Origin of the sequence: Blautia sp. HCP3S3_G3, from assembly GCF_052063365.1 — a bacterium.
Taxonomy (GTDB): Bacteria; Bacillota; Clostridia; order Lachnospirales; family Lachnospiraceae; genus Blautia_A.
This window is the reverse complement of record NZ_JBQHXR010000003.1, coordinates 119,961-137,633: the sequence shown is the minus strand read 5'-3', so window position 1 is coordinate 137,633 and position 17,673 is coordinate 119,961. Positions and strand designations below refer to the sequence as shown.

Below are 17,673 nucleotides of genomic sequence, written 5' to 3'. Positions count from 1 at the left end.
ACGATGATAAACAGAAAAGAACTGCTGAAACGAAACAGTCCCGTACTTGACCGGTGGGAGGCGGAAAGTCCGCTGACTGTGGGGAATGGAGAACTGGCATTTACTGCAGATATCACAGGACTCCAGACATTTTATGAGGAGCAGAAAGTACAGTATGTACCACTCTGTACGATGAGTCAGTGGGGCTGGCACAGTGCACCGGCAGGGGAAAAGAGAACTGTCTGGTACAGGCCGGAGGACATCCGGAAAACGCCTTACGAAAGCCCGAAGGGAACGGTTTTTTACGCTTCAGAAGTGCAGCCGGGAAATGAAGAAATCTATCATTGGCTTCGCGAAAATCCGCACAGACTGAACCTGATCAGAGTCGGATTTTTGTGGGATGGAGAAGCAATTCATCCGGAACAGGCAGGAGATTGTTTTCAGGTTCTGGATCTGGAAAGCGGGATTTTGAAAAGCCGTTTCGTTCTGGAAGGATATCCGGTGGAGACGGAAACTGTCTGTGCAGGTACGAAAGATGTTCTGGGATTTTCTGTCCGGTCTGAAGCATTGGCGAAGGGAAGATTGTCTGTGCTGCTAGCATTTCCATACGGAAGCAGTGATATTACGGCTTCGGACTGGGAGCATGAAGACTGGCATGAAACGGTATTGAAAGAAGATGTATTTGTCCGTGTGCTTGACAGGGACAGCTACAAAGTCCGGCTGCGAACGGAGACTTCAGCGGAACTTGTTCCGAAGAAAAAGCACGAATGGATTTTGCGTGGAAATGAAAACTCTCTGGTATTTACGCTGGCATTTGGAAATGAGAAAGAACCGGAAATCAGTAATTTTGCAGATGTTATGTCAGACAGCCGCTCCCGATGGAGGGATTTCTGGAGTACCTGCGGGATGATCGATCTGCATGAATCGACAGATGAGAGAGCATGCGAACTGGAGCGGAGAATTGTACTTTCCCAATATCTTCTGGCTATTCAGTCTATGGGGTCTGTTCCGCCTCAGGAGACGGGACTTACCTGCAACAGCTGGTATGGGAAGTTTCATCTGGAGATGTACCCCTGGCACTGCGCATGGGCGGCGCTCTGGAATAAGCCGGAGCTTTTGCATGGAAGTCTGGACTGGTACCGGATGCATCTGGATCAGGCAAGGGAGAATGCGGCATGCAATGGTTACCGGGGAGCCAGGTGGCCCAAAATGACGGACAGAGATGCAGCAGACAGTCCGTCTTCCATTGCGGTACTCCTGATCTGGCAGCAGCCGCATATTCTGTGGATGCTGTATCTGGTCTGGAATGCAGAAAAAGAGGATGCACTTCTGGAAAAATTCTGGGAGGTCATTGAGGAGACGGCACGTTTTATGTGCGATTTTGCTGTTTTTGATGCGGAAAAAGGATGCTATGATCTGCCGTCACCGATGATTCCTGCGCAGGAAGAACATGATCCGCGCACAACGAAGAATCCGGCCTATGAACTGGAGTACTGGCAGTTTGCCCTTGAGACAGCGGCTGACTGGGCGGACAGACTGGGCAGGGACAGTGAAAACTGGAGGGAAGTAGCGGAACATATGGCACCTCTGCCGGAAAAGGACGGACGATATCTTGCCTGTGAGACCTGTCCGGAAACGTTTGAGCGGTTTAACAGAGATCATCCGTCGATGACAGCTGCTTTTGGCCTGCTTCCGGGACGGAGAATCCAGCCGAAGAAAATGAAAAATACACTGGAAAAAGTGATGGAATGCTGGGAATTTGATACTGCATGGGGCTGGGATTTTGCAATGCTGGCCATGACAGCGGTACGGCTGGGAGATCCGGATACGGCAATCGATATTCTGCTGAAAGATACTCCTAAAAATTCTTATGTTGCCAGTGGAAATAATTATCAGAAAACAAGAACAGATCTGCCTCTGTATCTGCCGGGAAACGGATCGCTTCTGCTTGCATCTGCCATGATGACAGCCGGATACAAAGGCTGTACAGAAGCTTTGCCGGGCTTTCCGAAGAATGGTAAATGGAAGGCAGAGTTTGAGAATATCATGCCGTTTCCGGACTGAAGATTTCCGGAAGGTAAGGAGAAAAAGATGATTCAGAATCCGATCTTGAAGGGATTTTGCCCGGATCCCAGTATCGTCCGGGTGGGGCAGGATTATTACATTGCAACCTCGACCTTTGAATGGTGGCCGGGAGTTCATCTGTGGCATTCCAGAGATCTTGCCCACTGGGAACAGCTTCCGTCGCCGCTGAACCGCATATCACAGCTGAATATGCTGGGAAATCCCACATCCGGAGGAATTTGGGCGCCGGATATCAGCTACGATGGAAAACGGTTTTATCTGGTTTTTACAGATGTAAAGACCAAAAAAGGACGGTATTATAATAATCATAATTATCTGGTATGGGCAGAGGATATCTGCGGCCCCTGGTCAGATCCTGTTTATCTGAACAGTACCGGTTTTGATCCATCCCTGTTTCATGACAGTGACGGGCGCAAATATCTGGTCAATATGCGGAATGGATTTAAGGGAGTGCTTGTACAGGAATTTGATCCTGTGAGCGGGAAACTTACCGGTGAAGTGAGGAATGTTTTTCGCGGAACAGAAATCGGATTTACAGAAGGACCGCACATTTATCATGTCGGGGACTGGTATTACTGTTTGACTGCAGAGGGCGGTACCGGATATGATCACTGTGTGACAATGGCACGCGCGCGTTCTGTATGGGGTCCATACGAAGTGGATCCGGAAAATCCTGTGCTGACTTCCGATACGAATAACCCGGATATTCTGCAGAAAGCCGGGCATGGTGACCTGGTGGAAACACAGAACGGGGACTGGTATCTGGTGCATTTGTGTGCCAGACCGCCTCACGGGGAAAAAAGGTGTATACTGGGGAGAGAAACCGGAATCCAGAAAGTGTTCTGGAATGAAAAGGGCTGGCTGCGGCTGTGCTGCGGAGGAAGAATTGCACAGAATGAAACAGAAAGTCCGAAAGGAATCGAATCCTGGATTCCTGCGGCACAAAAGGAACAGGATGATTTTGAGGAAAATGCTCTGGATGTGAGGTATTCTGTACCGAGAGTTCCGCTGGGGGAATGCGTTTCCCTTACAGAACGTCCGGGATGGCTGCGGCTGTATGGACAGGAGTCTCTGAATTCCCTGCACCACGTCAGTCTTGTGGCTGTACGGCAGAGCGAATATCAGGCAGCGGCACAGACCTGTATGGAATTTTATCCGGACTGTCCGGAGCAGTTTGCCGGTTTGTCCTATATGTATGATGCAGCTAATTTTTATCTGTTCGGTAAGACTGTGGATGAGGAAGGACAGCCAATCCTCTGTGTGATCAAAACAGACACGCTGATCACAACGGATGAAATCGTTCCGGTAAAACTTCCGGAGAAGGGGCCGTTGTGGCTTCGCATTGTTTCAGGAAGCAAAGAGGCATCCTGCCTGTACTCCTTTGACGGACAGAACTGGCTGGATACAGGAGCAAGGCTGGATACGGAGATTCTGACAGATGAGAACTGCCGGGGTTTCACGGGGGCTCATATGGGAATGTATTGTCATGATATGACCGGCAGAAGATGCTATGCGGATTTTGATGATTATTTCATGAACTGCCGGGAAGAGGATGGGAGCTTTTCTCCTATGTAGGACTGAGGGCGTACAGAGGGAGTTTCCTTTTCCTTTTGTTTCTGGCACTGGCGGCGGTATTTCAAAGGAGTGGTTTCCGTATATTTGCGGAATGTTTTTTCGAAATAGGTAATGCTGCCGTATCCAAGGAATTCGGCGATTTCCGTAATATTCATGTCACTGTCCGCCAGAAGCTTTCGGGCAAGCTGGATGCGGTTGACGTTGATGAATTCATTGACGGTATAGCCTGTGAATTCTTTGAAGACCCGGCTTAAATAGCTTTTGCTCATATAGAAGCGCCTGGCCACCTGATCCAGAGAATCTGCTTCTGTGCAGTTGGCGGAAATATAGGAAGCAACTTCTGAAACCTTCTGATGTGAGGCTGTGAGTGAAAGTGGGGCAACCGGTTCATTGCATTCCAGATAACGCAGGGAGAAAAAAAGCAAACGCGTGAGTTTGTTCAGCGCCATGAGTTTGTATCCGGGATCGCGTTTCTGGATTTCCTGTGCGATTCCATCCAGAAGATCTGTGACATATTTCTGATCTTCCGGGGTCAGTGCGATAATTCCCTGATGCTGGGAAAAAAACTGAGAAAGCTCCAGTTCCCCGGTGCAGGACAGAACAGAGGCAAGAGGCTCATTTTTCAATTCGATCACAATTCGTTCGTGATAGGAATCACCGGACTGACTGGTCATGTGAATGGTGTTTTTGTTTATAAAGACCAGATTTCCGGCACAGACATGATAAATCTGATTTTCGATGAAATAAGATCGCTCCCCGCTGATGAGATAGTAGATTTCATATTCATCATGGGTATGTTTGGCCGGCATATTGAATTCAAAATTACGAATAATACGGCTGATGGTAACTCCTTCCATCGCTTCTTCGTAGATGACATTTCGCATAAGTTCCTCCTTGTCATGACATGAGCGGCAGGGTTTCTGTGTGTGAAAAGGGGCAGACAGAATTCTGTTCCGGATGGTTTCGGGTAATAGGAGATATAACGTACGGAAAATACGTTGATAAAAAAGGGGCAGAATGTTTTGCCCCCTGTTTCTTCACAATTATTATACTATATTTTGAGAGGACAGAAAGGGAAAAAATTATGAAATATGCAGAGGGAAAGGTATCGGAAGTACAGATTGCTTATATTGGTGGAGGATCACGGGGATGGGCCTGGACTTTTATGACCGACCTGGCTCTGGAGCCTTCTATGAGCGGCACGATCCGCTTATATGATCTGGACAGGGATGCGGCAGAAGCAAACGAGATTATTGGAAATCGGGTGAGCCGCCGTGAAGAAGCTGTCGGAAAGTGGGAATACAGAACCTGCAGCAGTCTGGAAGATGTGCTGACGGGTGCGGATTTTGTGGTGATTTCAATTCTTCCGGGAACGTTTGATGAAATGGCAGTGGATGTTCACATGCCGGAACGTCTGGGAATTTATCAGTCAGTCGGGGATACGGCGGGACCGGGAGGGATTATCCGTGCTCTTCGCACGATTCCCATGTATGTGACGATTGCAGAAGCAATCAAGAACTACGCACCGAAAGCATGGGTGATCAATTATACCAATCCCATGAGCCTTTGTGTCAAAACACTGTATCGGGTATTTCCGGAAATTAAGGCTTTTGGCTGCTGTCATGAGGTGTTTGGAACCCAGAAGGTACTGAAGGGAATCGTGGAGGAAACTTTTGGGATTACCGGTATCGAACGAAAAGATATCCATGTGAATGTGCTGGGAATTAATCATTTTACCTGGTTTGACTATGCTTCTTATGAGGGAATCGATTTATTTCCGGTGTATCGGGAATATATTGAAAAGCATTTTGAAGAGGGATATAAAGAAAATGACGGAAACTGGGCCAATGCCTCTTTTGAATGCAAACACAGAGTCAAATTTGATCTGTTTCGCCGTTACGGTATGATTGCGGCAGCCGGTGACCGTCATCTGGCAGAATTCATGCCGGGGGATGAGTATCTGAAAGACCCGGAAACCGTGGCTGGATGGGATTATGGCCTGACAACGGTGGAATGGAGAAAAGAAGATTTGAAGAATCGTCTGGAAAAGAGCCGCAGGCTTCTGGAAGAGAACGAAGAAGTGGAACTGAAACCGACAGGAGAAGAGGGAATTCTGCTGATCAGAGCGCTCTGCGGTCTGGATCGTATGGTCAGCAATGTGAATATACCAAATACGAATCATCAGATCCCGAACCTTCCCGCAGATGCCATTGTGGAGACAAATGCAGTGTTTGAACGGGATGCGATCCGTCCGCTGATTGCAGGAAATCTTCCGGAAAATGTGAAAGCACTGATTATGCCTCATATTGAAAACCATGAATATACACTGGAAGCAGCGCTGGCATGTGATAAAGAACTGGTAGTCCGGGCATTTCTGAATGATCCGAATGTCAGATCTGCCAAATGTTCGGAGGAAAAAGTGCGAAAACTGGTGGATGACATGATTCAGGGAACGATGGAATATCTTCCGGAAGGCTGGAGAAAATAAGCGGAACGTAAGAAGCAAAAAGCTGGAAAAAATATACCCTTTCTGTGTGTGGCTGAGAGTGAAGAAAACAATCATCCGGCAGGTTCCTGTCAATGAAAATTCCCATGTACAGATGACAATGGAATGTGCTAAAATAGGTGTTGCCTAAAAGAAAAGATGACGGGAGCCCAAAGAGTGAAAAACATACAGGAAGATATTAAAACAGGAAATTTCAAACAAGTGTATCTTCTGTTCGGAGAGGAAGCGTATCTGAAACAGCAGTACAAACAGAAACTGGTGGATGCGCTGAATCCGGACGGAGATACGATGAATTTCAGCCGCTATGAGGGAAAGGGAATTGAAGTAAAAGGAATTATCGATCTTTGTGAGACGATGCCTTTTTTTGCAGACCGCAGAGTGATTTTACTGGAGGATACCGGATTTTTTAAGAATAAATGTGAGGAACTGGCAGATTATATGAAAGAACTGCCGGATTATATGGTTCTGATCTTTGCGGAATCAGAAGTGGATAAACGCAGCAGAATGTACAAAACAGTAAAAAGTGCCGGACGTGCCGTGGAGTTTGCCAGACAGGATGAAAAGATGCTGATGCGCTGGGCGGCAGGTGTTCTGGCAAAAGAAGGCAAAAAAATCACCCAGAGAGACATGGAACTTCTTCTGGCAAAGACCGGTACAGACATGGGAAATCTCCGCATGGAACTGGAAAAACTGATCACTTATACCTGGGGACGGGAGGTGGTCACTTCCGGGGATATTGAGGAAGTTTGTACGACTCAGACCCAGAATAAGATTTTTGATATGGTGCGTGCAGTCACAGAAAAGAATCAGAAGAAGGCACTGGATCTGTATTATGATCTGCTCACCCTGAAAGAGCCACCGATGAGGATTCTGTTTCTTCTTGCCAAACAGTATCGCCAGATGTTTCTGGCAAAACAGCTGTCAGTTGAGGGGGCTTCTCAGAATGAGATCATGTCGAGGCTGGGCGTTCCGGCTTTTGCAGTAAGAAATATTCTGTCCTGCGCCAGAGCGTATTCCCTGCAGGAACTGGAAGAGGCGGTCCGGGATTTTGTGGATGCGGAAGAAGCGGTAAAGACAGGACGTCTAGGAGATGTCCTGAGTGTGGAATTGCTGATTATTAAATACAGTACTGCGAAAAAAAAGACAGTCACATGACGGTTGTGACTGTCTCTTTTAATTATAAGCTTATAATTAAAAAATAGAAAATTCGTCTATTAGCCGATGCTGTTAACGGCTTTTGTTAAACGGGAAACTTTTCTAGCGCAGTTGTTTTTGTGATAAACACCTTTGGAAGTTGCTTTGCTGATAGTGGAGATTGCATTTGTTAATGCAGCCTGTGCAGCTTCCTTATCCTTGTTCTCTACTGCAACTTCAACTTTCTTAATGGAAGTCTTAACAGCGGAACGGATAGCTTTGTTTCTCGCAGCTTTGGTTCTGTTAACTAAGATTCTTTTTTTAGCAGATTTAATGTTAGCCAATTTGTACACCTCCAATTCAGGGTAATAGTAAAAGTATTTGACGCAGGAACAGACACGGGCGCCCCTGCGAACATGCTTATACATTTTATGATAAATTGTAAAGAATGTCAATATATATTTCTGATAAAATATGATTTGTTATTTTGATATTTTTGGAAAAAACAACCGGAAATTTTATCAAAAAAATAATACAAACTGTAAGATCACAGTTCCGCCATGATCGCAGAACCTGTTTTTGTAAAAACCGGAAAACATACATATTTTCAAAAAAAACGTAAAGACTTACTACTAAATAAAAAAGATTTTCGTGCAGAATCGAACTGCAGCGAAGAATCCGGCAAAGAAAGAGTTTTTCTTAAAAAGTGTACATGGTAAATTCTTATACATCTTGGAGGACGAGAGCATGAGGGACAATTACAGAGTCAGAACAGACCTGGCGCTGGAGACGACAGAGCGCTTTGCACAGGGGCATGTGGAAATACGCGGTGTGGAAATTCAGGAAGATTACAATGAAGAAAAAGACATCCGTACAACAGTCGTATGGATCCGCACGGAAAATGGAGCAAAAGCCATGGGAAAACCTCAGGGACATTACATTACCATTGAAGCTCCGAATCTGTCCATTCCGGATGAGGATTATCACAGAGAAGTTTCGGAGGAAGTGGCAAAACACCTGAGACATCTGATCGATCTGGAAACAGAGAAATCCATTCTGGTGGTAGGGCTGGGAAATCAGGCAATCACAGCGGATTCCCTGGGGCCTCATGTGGTGGAAAATCTTCATATCACCCGTCATGTTATCCGGGAATACGGGCTGAAAGGAATGGGTGAGGAAAAGATGCATCAGACCAGCGGAATTGTTCCGGGAGTGATGGCGCAGACGGGAATGGAAACTTCGGAAATCGTGGAGGGTGTGGTAAGTGAGACAAAACCGGATGTGGTGATTGCCATTGATGCACTGGCTGCCCGCAGTGTGAAAAGGCTGAACAGGACGATTCAGATCACTGATACAGGAATCCACCCTGGTTCCGGTGTGGGAAACCATCGGATCGGATTGACGGAAGAAAACCTTCGGGTAAAAGTGATCGGAATAGGAGTTCCTACCGTAGTGGATGCTGCAACAATTGTACATGATTCCATGGCGCATCTTCTGGATGCTCTGGATGAAGCGGAGCAGAAAGAATTTCTGGAGGAGATGATCTCTCCTCATCTTCACAGTATGTTTGTGACTCCGAAAGACGTGGATGAGACCGTGAAATATCTGAGTTTCACCATTTCTGAAGGTTTGAATCTGGCTTTTTTACAGAGATAAAAGCCGGGAAGCAATATACCGGCACGGTTGTCCGTAATTTAGTATAATCTGCAGGAAGCTGTCATAGGATAACTTGAAAGAGGTGATCGTGTGACAAATTTCCAGAAGGCATGCTGTGTGATATTAAGCCTGTGTTTTTTTGCTGTGATGACACTGGCGCCGGAGCCTTTTTATCTGAAAGAGAATCTGTACAGACAGTTTCCCCTGTATTGCTTTCTGGAAAGAAACGCGGTGCAGGCGCGAAAGAGAGAAGATCCGGAAACCGGTGAAAAAATCATTGCGGCAAATTCGGAATATATAGCTGGACAGGTCCTGAATGAAAATAACAAAAACGAGCAGAGAATTCTGGAAGAAGACAGTCAACAGGAAGGAACGGATTTGGAAAGTGAAAGAAAAGTAACAGAAAAAACAGATGCAGAAATTGAACCAGATATTTCGGAAGAAGCAGAACAGGAACCGGAAACAGGTATTTCAGAAGAAACAGATCTGGAAAGCGGAACGGTAGTTCCGGGAAATACAGATTCGGTATCCGAAGAATCCAGTCCTCATCCGGAGGTGGATCTTTCTCCGGAGTCTCTGGCAGATTATGATTACCTTTTGGGGCAGTTTTTTATCCTGGACTCCAATACTGCCACCAGTCCGGAGCAGCTGAACGCCGCGCGGTTTCTCGAGGAAGATCTGACGATCGATAAAAATGCGTTACAGCCTCAGATCCTGATCTACCACAGTCACAGTCAGGAAACTTTTGCGGATTCCAGAGAGGGTGTTCCGGAGGATACCATTGTAGGTGTGGGAACCTGCCTTTCCAATATTCTTACAGAAAAATACGGCTACAATGTGATTCATGTTACGGAAACTTTTGATATCATAGACGGGGAAGTCGACAGGAGCCGTGCTTATGATTTTGCCCGGGAGTATGTGGAACAGGTGCTGGCGGAAAATCCATCGATAGAGGTAGTGATCGATCTGCACAGGGACGGTGTTCCGGATGACCGGCATCTGGTTACAGAAATCAATGGAAAAGATACAGCCCAGATTATGTTTTATAATGGATTGAGTTATACAGTGAACAATGGCCCTGTAGAATACCTGCCCAATCCATATATACAGGATAATCTGGCTTTTTCTTTTCAGCTGGAATATCAGGCTGCCATGTATTATCCGGATTTTTACAGAGGAATTTATCTGGCCGGACTTCGGTATAATCTCCATCTTCTTCCAAAAACTCTTCTTCTGGAAGCAGGTGCACAGAACAATACCATTCAGGAAGTAAAAAACGCAATGGAGCCTTTTGCTGATATTCTCAATAAAGTTCTTTGCGGAACCGGTGAAATTTGGTAAAATATCACAAAAATATCACAAACATGAGTTCGGTTAGCATAAAGCCGATGACAAATCCAGCGGGTTTATGCTATAATAGCGTTCTAGTATACCGAATAACAGACAAGTCAGATGTATCAGCTATTTCACTTACGATGTGCTGGTACATGGATGGAAAAAATAAGAGGAGGAAGGTCTTAATGACAGACCAGAGTAAGATTCGTAATTTTTGTATTATTGCACATATTGATCATGGGAAATCTACCCTTGCAGACAGAATTATTGAAATGACAGGACTTCTGACAGAGCGCGAGATGCAGGCACAGGTTCTGGATAATATGGATCTGGAGCGTGAGCGCGGCATTACGATCAAATCCCAGGCTGTGCGCATTGTTTATAAAGCAAAAGACGGGGAGGAATATATTTTTAATCTCATCGACACACCGGGGCATGTGGATTTTAACTATGAGGTTTCCAGAAGCCTTGCAGCCTGTGATGGTGCAGTTCTGGTAGTAGATGCTGCACAGGGAATTGAGGCCCAGACCCTTGCCAATGTTTATATGGCTTTGGATCATGATCTGGATGTGATTCCGGTAATCAATAAGATCGATCTGCCGAGTGCAGATCCGGAGAGGGTCATTAATGAAATTGAGGATGTCATTGGACTGGAAGCACAGGATGCTCCCCGTATTTCTGCCAAGACAGGACTGAACGTGGAAGATGTTCTGGAAGAAATCGTGGCCAAAATTCCTGCGCCCTCAGGAGATGCGGATGCGCCTCTGAAGGCTCTGATTTTTGACTCTGTATATGATCCTTATAAGGGAGTTATTGTGTTCTGCCGTCTGATGGATGGCCGTGTAAAAAAAGGAACACCGATTCGTATGATGGCTACCGGATTTAAGGCAGAGGTTGTGGAAGTCGGATATTTTGGTGCAGGTCAGTTTATTCCCTGTGAAGAACTGACAGCGGGCATGGTTGGGTATATTACGGCAAGTATCAAGAATGTGAGAGATACCCGCGTGGGTGATACAGTTACAGATGATTCCAATCCCTGTGCAGAGGCACTTCCCGGTTACAAAAAAGTGAATCCCATGGTTTACTGCGGACTGTATCCGGCTGATGGGGCGAAATACGGCGATCTCCGCGACGCATTGGAGAAGCTGCAGCTGAATGATGCCTCTCTGTTTTATGAGCCGGAGACTTCCGTTGCACTGGGATTTGGTTTCCGCTGCGGTTTCCTTGGACTTCTTCATCTGGAGATTATCCAGGAACGTCTGGAGCGGGAGTACAACCTTGATCTGGTAACTACCGCACCGAGTGTTATTTATAAAGTGCATAAGACGAACGGAGAAGTGATCGATCTGACAAATCCGACGAACCTTCCGGATCCGTCGGAAATTGAATATATGGAAGAGCCGATGGTTAATGCGGAGATTATGGTTACGACAGAGTTTATCGGCGCGATCATGGATCTCTGCCAGGAGCGCAGAGGTCAGTACGGCGGTATGGATTATATGGAAGAGACGAGAGCTCTCCTGAAATACAAGCTGCCTTTGAATGAGATTATTTATGACTTTTTTGATGCACTGAAATCCCGTTCCAGAGGATATGCATCTCTGGATTATGAATTATGCGGATATGAACGCAGTGAACTGGTGAAACTGGATATTCTGGTGAACAGAGAAGAAGTGGATGCTCTGTCCTTTATCGTACATGCGGATACTGCCTATGAGAGAGGCCGCAAAATGTGTGAAAAACTGAAAGAGGAAATTCCGCGCCAGCTGTTTGAGATTCCGATTCAGGCAGCGATCGGCAGCAAGATTATTGCCAGAGAAACAGTTAAGGCCATGCGTAAAGATGTTCTTGCCAAATGTTATGGCGGTGATATTACCCGTAAGAAGAAACTTCTGGAGAAACAGAAGGAAGGTAAGAAACGAATGCGTCAGGTAGGAAATGTGGAAATTCCGCAGAAAGCCTTTATGAGTGTGCTGAAGCTGGATGACAAATAAGGAGCTGATCATGAACAGGAGATATGTCAGAAAATGTCTGCTGGCTGCGGTTCTTTTGTCATGCAGTCTGTTTTCCGGCTGTGGGTGCGCAAAAGAAAAGGATCCGGAAAGCCAGCAGGTGATGGAGATTACGATCACGCCGGAGCCCACCCCTACCCCGGATCCAATGGAAATCAATCCCGACGCAGTGGTGACAAATGGAAATATGACCATGGTAAATGAATATCTGGCGGGAGAGTAAACAAATGCCGAAATCAGCTTGTGCAGAGCGGGAGAAGTGCGTACCTCTGGAACTTTACGTGCATATCCCGTTCTGTGTGAAAAAATGTGATTATTGTGATTTTTTATCAGGTCCTGCAGGAACAGAACGCCGCAGAGAATATGTGCAGGCTCTTCTGAAAGAAATTCAGGGGGTGTCTCCGGCAGAAGGGTACGAAGTGATATCTGTATTTTTCGGCGGAGGTACGCCATCTTTGCTCGAGGCAGAACAGATCAGAGAACTTCTTTTTTGCCTGAAAAAGAAATTTTTATTTTCCCCGGATGCCGAGATTACCATAGAGGCAAATCCGGGGACTTTAACGAAAGAAAAACTGGAAATCTACCGAAACGCAGGAATCAACCGGCTGAGTCTGGGACTGCAGTCGGCGGATAACCGGGAACTTCGGGAGCTTGGCAGGATCCACACCTATGAGGAATTCCTGGAAAGCTTTTTTCTTGCAAGGAAAGCAGGTTTTGACAATATTAATGTGGATCTGATGTTTGCTGTTCCGAAGCAGACCTGTGAGGGATGGGAACACACGCTCAGGACTGTGGCAGAACTGAAACCGGAACATATATCGGCTTACAGTCTGATTATTGAAGAAGGGACTCCTTTTTCTGAGAGAGACCTGAATCTGCCGGATGAAGAGACGGAGTACCGGATGTATGAAGATACGGCGAAAATTTTGGGCCAATATGGATATCATCAGTACGAAATCTCCAATTACGCAGAACCCGGGCGGGAATGCCGTCATAATACCGGTTACTGGAGACGGACGGAATATCTCGGACTGGGACTTGGTGCATCGTCTCTTTACCAGGATGTGCGTTTTTCCAATACTTCAGATATGGAGGAATACCTGCGTGAAGACAGTTGTCCGGACAAAATCCGAAGAGAACTACATCGTCTGACAGAGAAAGAAAAAATGGAGGAATTCATGTTCCTGGGACTTCGGATGACAGAAGGAATCCGGGCAGAGGATTTTGCCGGGTGTTTCGGCATATCTCTGGATGAGGTGTATGGAGAGATTCTGAGAAAATATGAGTCCGGAGGATTTCTGGAACAACAAGACGGATTTTGGCGTTTTACCCGCAGTGGAATCCATGTGAGCAATACGATACTGGCAGAATTTTTGTTTTGAATAAATATGGAGGCACAAATGGCTGCAAATACAACAGGTAAAAATTTTATCAAAATACGCGGTGCGAATGTGAATAATCTGAAAAATTTAAGTGTGGATATTCCAAGAAACCAGTTTGTTGTACTGACAGGTGTGAGTGGTTCAGGAAAATCTTCGCTTGCTTTTGATACCATTTATGCAGAAGGACAGAGACGCTATATGGAGTCACTGTCTTCCTATGCGAGACAGTTTCTGGGACAGATGGAAAAACCGGATGTGGATCTTATCGAGGGTCTGCCGCCTGCAATTTCCATCGATCAGAAGTCTACCAACCGAAACCCTCGTTCTACTGTGGGAACGGTGACCGAAATTTATGATTATTTCCGTCTTCTTTATGCCAGAGTGGGAATTCCCCATTGCCCCAAATGCGGAAGAGAGATTCGCAAGCAGACGGTGGATCAGATGGTGGATTCCATTATGGCATTTCCGGAACGCACCAGAATCCAGCTTCTGGCTCCGGTTGTCCGGGGGCGCAAGGGAACTCATGCGAAGCTTCTGGAACAGGCCAAGAAAAGCGGCTATGTCCGTGTACAGATTGACGGAAGCCTGTATGAGCTGTCGGAAGAAATTTCTCTGGACAAAAATCTGAAGCATAATATTGAGATCGTGGTAGATCGTCTTGTAGTAAAACCGGGGATTGAAAAACGTCTGTCAGATTCCATTGAGACGGTCATGAATCTGGCCGATGGACTTCTGATGGTGGATACCATGGATGGAAATATTCATAATTACAGCCAGAGCTTTGCGTGTCCGGACTGTGAGATCAGTATTCCTGAGATTGAACCGAGAAGCTTTTCCTTTAATAATCCGTTTGGTGCCTGTCCGGCCTGTCTGGGTCTGGGATACAAAATGGAATTTGATCCGGATCTGATGATCCCGGACAAGTCTCTGAGTATTTCAGAAGGAGCAATCCGGGTGACAGGATGGCAGTCCTGTACAGATAAGGGAAGTTTTACAAGAGCGATTCTGGACGCTCTTTCCCGGGAATACCAGTTCAGTCTGGATACTCCGTTTCAGGAGTATCCGCAGGAAATTCAGGATATGCTGATTCACGGCACCAACGGACACTCAGTCAAGGTGCATTATAAAGGACAGCGCGGTGAAGGCATTTACGATGTGGCGTTTCCGGGACTGATCAAAAATGTGGAGCAGCGATACCGTGAAACCGGTTCAGATACGATGAAACAAGAATATGAGACTTTTATGCGGATTACTCCCTGCAAGGAATGCAAGGGGCAGCGTCTGAAAAAAGAAGCTCTTGCAGTAACGGTAGGAGAGAAGAATATTTATGAAGTCACCAATCTTTCCATCGAAAATCTGAAAAAGTTTATGGAAGAACTGAAGCTGACTCCTCAGCAGGAACTGATCGGGAAACAGATCCTCAAAGAAATCAGGCAGAGAGTAGGTTTCCTTTCGGAAGTGGGACTGGATTATCTTTCTCTTGGACGTGCAACGGCCACTCTGTCCGGAGGTGAGGCACAGCGTATCCGTCTGGCAACGCAGATTGGTTCCGGACTGGTGGGAGTTGCCTATATCCTGGACGAGCCGAGTATTGGTCTGCATCAGAGAGATAATGACAAACTGCTTGGTGCTCTGATGCGTCTGCGTGACCTGGGCAACAGTCTGATCGTGGTGGAACATGACGAAGATACCATAAGGGCAGCAGACTGTGTGGTGGATATCGGACCGAGGGCCGGCATGCATGGCGGGGAACTGGTGGAAATCGGAACAGCAGAGGATCTGATGAAAAATCCGGATTCCCTTACCGGAGCTTATCTCAGCGGCAAAATAAAAATTCCTGTGCCTGCAGAACGAAAGAAGCCGACGGGCTTTCTGCGGATCAGAGGTGCTGCGGAAAATAACCTGAAAAATATCAATGTGGACATTCCTCTTGGAGTGCTGACCTGTGTAACTGGTGTTTCAGGCTCCGGCAAAAGTTCTCTGGTGAATGAGATTCTCTATAAACGGCTTGCAAGGGATCTGAACCGTGCGCGGACGATTCCGGGCAAACATAAGGATATTCTGGGAGAAGAACAGCTGGATAAGGTGATCAATATTGACCAGTCCCCGATCGGGCGGACTCCAAGATCCAATCCGGCAACGTACACCGGCGTATTTGACCAGATCCGTGATCTGTTTGCCGCAACCGCGGATGCCAAGGCAAAAGGCTACAAAAAAGGACGTTTCAGCTTTAATGTAAAAGGCGGCCGGTGTGAAGCCTGTTCCGGAGACGGAATTATTAAAATCGAAATGCATTTTCTGTCGGATGTGTATGTTCCCTGTGAAGTATGTAAAGGAAAACGATACAACAGGGAAACCCTGGCTGTCAAATATAAGGATAAGAGTATTTATGATGTCCTGAATATGACGGTGGAAGAAGCAATGACATTTTTTGAAAATGTCCCTTCTATTCGGAGAAAGATTGAGACTCTGTATGATGTGGGGCTTTCCTATATCAAACTGGGCCAGCCGTCTACGGAACTTTCCGGAGGTGAGGCACAGCGTATCAAACTAGCCACAGAACTGAGCAAGAGAAGCACAGGCCGTACGATCTATATTCTGGATGAGCCGACAACGGGACTTCATTTTGCAGATGTGCATAAGCTGGTGGATATTCTGAAACGCCTGACAGAAGGCGGAAATACGGTTGTAGTGATTGAACATAATCTGGATGTGATCAAAACGGCAGATTATATCATTGATATCGGACCCGAAGGCGGAGACAGAGGCGGTACCGTTATTGCCAGCGGAACTCCGGAAGAAGTGGCAGCCAATCCAGTTTCCTATACAGGAAAATACGTGGCGAAATATCTGGACAATAAATAAGAAGATTACATGCTGTTGTGAATGGCTGAACAGCAGTGACAGTAACGACGACACGAAAAGTTCACGATAAAAAACTTTTCATTTGAAACACAGTTGTTTATAATAACTGTGATAGGAAAGGGGGATTCCTGTGCCTGCAAGTGATATTGGAATTGATCTTGGAACCAGAAACAGTCTGGTATATTCTACAGGGAAGGGACTGATACTGAATGAGCCTTCCATTGTTGTTTATGATAAAGATACCGAAAAAATTCGAGCCATAGGAGAGGAAGCCCGCCAAATGGCCGGACATCTGACGTCAAATATGGAACTGATCCGTCCGATCCGTCAGGGCGTGATCACAGATTATACTGTTCTGGAAAAGATGCTGAAGTATTTTGTTTCCAAAGCCCTGGGAAGGAGAGCTTTCCGAAAACCCAGGATTAGTATCTGTGTACCCAGCGGAATTACGGAAATTGAGCGCAAAGCAGTAGAAGAGGCCACTTATCAGTCCGGGGCCAGAGAAGTGTATCTGGTGGAAGAGCCGATCGCCGCTGCCATCGGTGCAGGGGTGGATGTGACCAGACCTTACGGCAATCTGGTGGTGGATATCGGAGCCGGAACAACGGATGTTGCGGTGATCTCCATTGCGGGAGTGGTGGTGTCCGGAACAATCAAGGTGGCCGGAGATGCATTTGATCAGGCAATTTTGAGTTATGTCCGTCAGAATCACAGTCTGTTTATCGGTGAAGAAGCTGCGGAAAAAATCAAGATTGCCATCGGAACGGCAAGTGAAGAGGCAAATCCCAGAACCATGGAAGTGAAGGGAAGAAATATTATGACAGGTCTTCCGAAAGTGGCTGTCATTACTTCTGAAGAAATCCGTGTGGCTCTGAAAGATGCAACGAATCAGGTGGTGGAGCTGGTTCACAGTGTTCTGGAAAAAACACCGCCGGAACTGGCTGCAGATATTGTAGAGCGTGGCATTGTACTTACCGGAGGCGGGGCAATGCTTCATGGAATGGATACACTGATCGAACAGCGTACCGGTGTCAATACGCTGACGGTCCAGGATGCCATGAATGTTGTGGCTGTGGGAACCGGCAAATATGCGGAAGTCATGGCAAAGATGGAAAGCTGAGAAGAATCCTGCAGAGCAGGATTC

At 46.4% G+C, this 17,673-nt stretch carries 13 protein-coding genes; 11 read left to right on the top strand and 2 right to left on the bottom strand.

All coding sequences use genetic code 11. From position 1 onward, the window contains the following. Positions 1-3 precede the first annotated feature (3 nt). Positions 4-2,043 carry a glycosyl hydrolase family 95 catalytic domain-containing protein gene (locus ACTNEW_RS05855; protein WP_441058933.1) on the top strand — a complete coding sequence of 680 codons (2,040 nt, stop codon included), beginning with the start codon at positions 4-6 and terminating at the stop codon, positions 2,041-2,043. Between the two features lie 27 nt (positions 2,044-2,070). Beyond that, complete coding sequence (locus tag ACTNEW_RS05850; RefSeq protein ID WP_441058931.1) at positions 2,071-3,639, top strand: glycoside hydrolase family 43 protein; 1,569 nt, start codon at positions 2,071-2,073, stop codon at positions 3,637-3,639. Here ACTNEW_RS05850 and ACTNEW_RS05845 read toward each other — a convergent pair. Then, positions 3,591-4,523, bottom strand: a complete 933-nt coding sequence (locus ACTNEW_RS05845; protein ID WP_441058928.1) for an AraC family transcriptional regulator — start codon at positions 4,521-4,523, stop codon at positions 3,591-3,593. The genes ACTNEW_RS05850 and ACTNEW_RS05845 overlap by 49 nt on opposite strands. Positions 4,524-4,723: 200 nt before the next feature. Between ACTNEW_RS05845 and ACTNEW_RS05840 the strand changes: the two genes are divergently transcribed. Together ACTNEW_RS05840 and holA are read left to right on the top strand one after the other, a co-directional pair. Beyond that, positions 4,724-6,127: an alpha-glucosidase/alpha-galactosidase gene (locus ACTNEW_RS05840; protein ID WP_441058926.1), complete on the top strand. Its 1,404-nt coding sequence runs from the start codon at positions 4,724-4,726 to the stop codon at positions 6,125-6,127. A gap of 174 nt (positions 6,128-6,301) precedes the next feature. Next, on the top strand, positions 6,302-7,300 hold the full coding sequence (gene holA, locus ACTNEW_RS05835) for a DNA polymerase III subunit delta (protein WP_441058924.1): 999 nt from the start codon (positions 6,302-6,304) through the stop codon (positions 7,298-7,300). Positions 7,301-7,359: 59 nt separating this feature from the next. Here the strand turns inward: holA and rpsT are convergent, their stop codons facing one another. Then, positions 7,360-7,623: a 30S ribosomal protein S20 gene (rpsT, locus tag ACTNEW_RS05830; protein ID WP_441058922.1), complete on the bottom strand. Its 264-nt coding sequence runs from the start codon at positions 7,621-7,623 to the stop codon at positions 7,360-7,362. Between the two features lie 403 nt (positions 7,624-8,026). Here rpsT and gpr point away from each other — a divergent pair, with 403 nt between their 5' ends. The 7 genes from gpr (at position 8,027) to ACTNEW_RS05795 (ending at position 17,649) form a co-directional block, all read left to right on the top strand. Then, a complete protein-coding gene (gene gpr / locus ACTNEW_RS05825; protein WP_441058920.1) occupies positions 8,027-8,935 on the top strand; it encodes a GPR endopeptidase in 909 nt (302 codons plus the stop codon). Positions 8,936-9,025: 90 nt separating this feature from the next. Beyond that, entirely contained in the window at positions 9,026-10,276 is a 1,251-nt protein-coding gene (locus ACTNEW_RS05820; protein WP_441058918.1) for a stage II sporulation protein P, read from the top strand. Positions 10,277-10,455: 179 nt separating this feature from the next. Then, positions 10,456-12,264, top strand: coding sequence for a translation elongation factor 4 (lepA, locus tag ACTNEW_RS05815; RefSeq protein WP_441058916.1), 1,809 nt, complete (start codon positions 10,456-10,458; stop codon positions 12,262-12,264). 10 nt (positions 12,265-12,274) lie between these two features. Then, positions 12,275-12,505 carry a hypothetical protein gene (locus ACTNEW_RS05810; protein ID WP_441058914.1) on the top strand — a complete coding sequence of 77 codons (231 nt, stop codon included), beginning with the start codon at positions 12,275-12,277 and terminating at the stop codon, positions 12,503-12,505. Positions 12,506-12,509: 4 nt separating this feature from the next. Beyond that, a complete protein-coding gene (hemW, locus tag ACTNEW_RS05805; protein ID WP_441058912.1) occupies positions 12,510-13,664 on the top strand; it encodes a radical SAM family heme chaperone HemW in 1,155 nt (384 codons plus the stop codon). An 18-nt stretch (positions 13,665-13,682) separates the two neighbouring features. After that, positions 13,683-16,529: an excinuclease ABC subunit UvrA gene (gene uvrA / locus ACTNEW_RS05800; RefSeq protein WP_441058910.1), complete on the top strand. Its 2,847-nt coding sequence runs from the start codon at positions 13,683-13,685 to the stop codon at positions 16,527-16,529. Positions 16,530-16,659: 130 nt separating this feature from the next. Beyond that, positions 16,660-17,649 (top strand): rod shape-determining protein, encoded by a 990-nt coding sequence (locus ACTNEW_RS05795; RefSeq protein WP_441058908.1) that lies wholly within the window; start codon positions 16,660-16,662, stop codon positions 17,647-17,649. Positions 17,650-17,673: the final 24 nt, after the last annotated feature.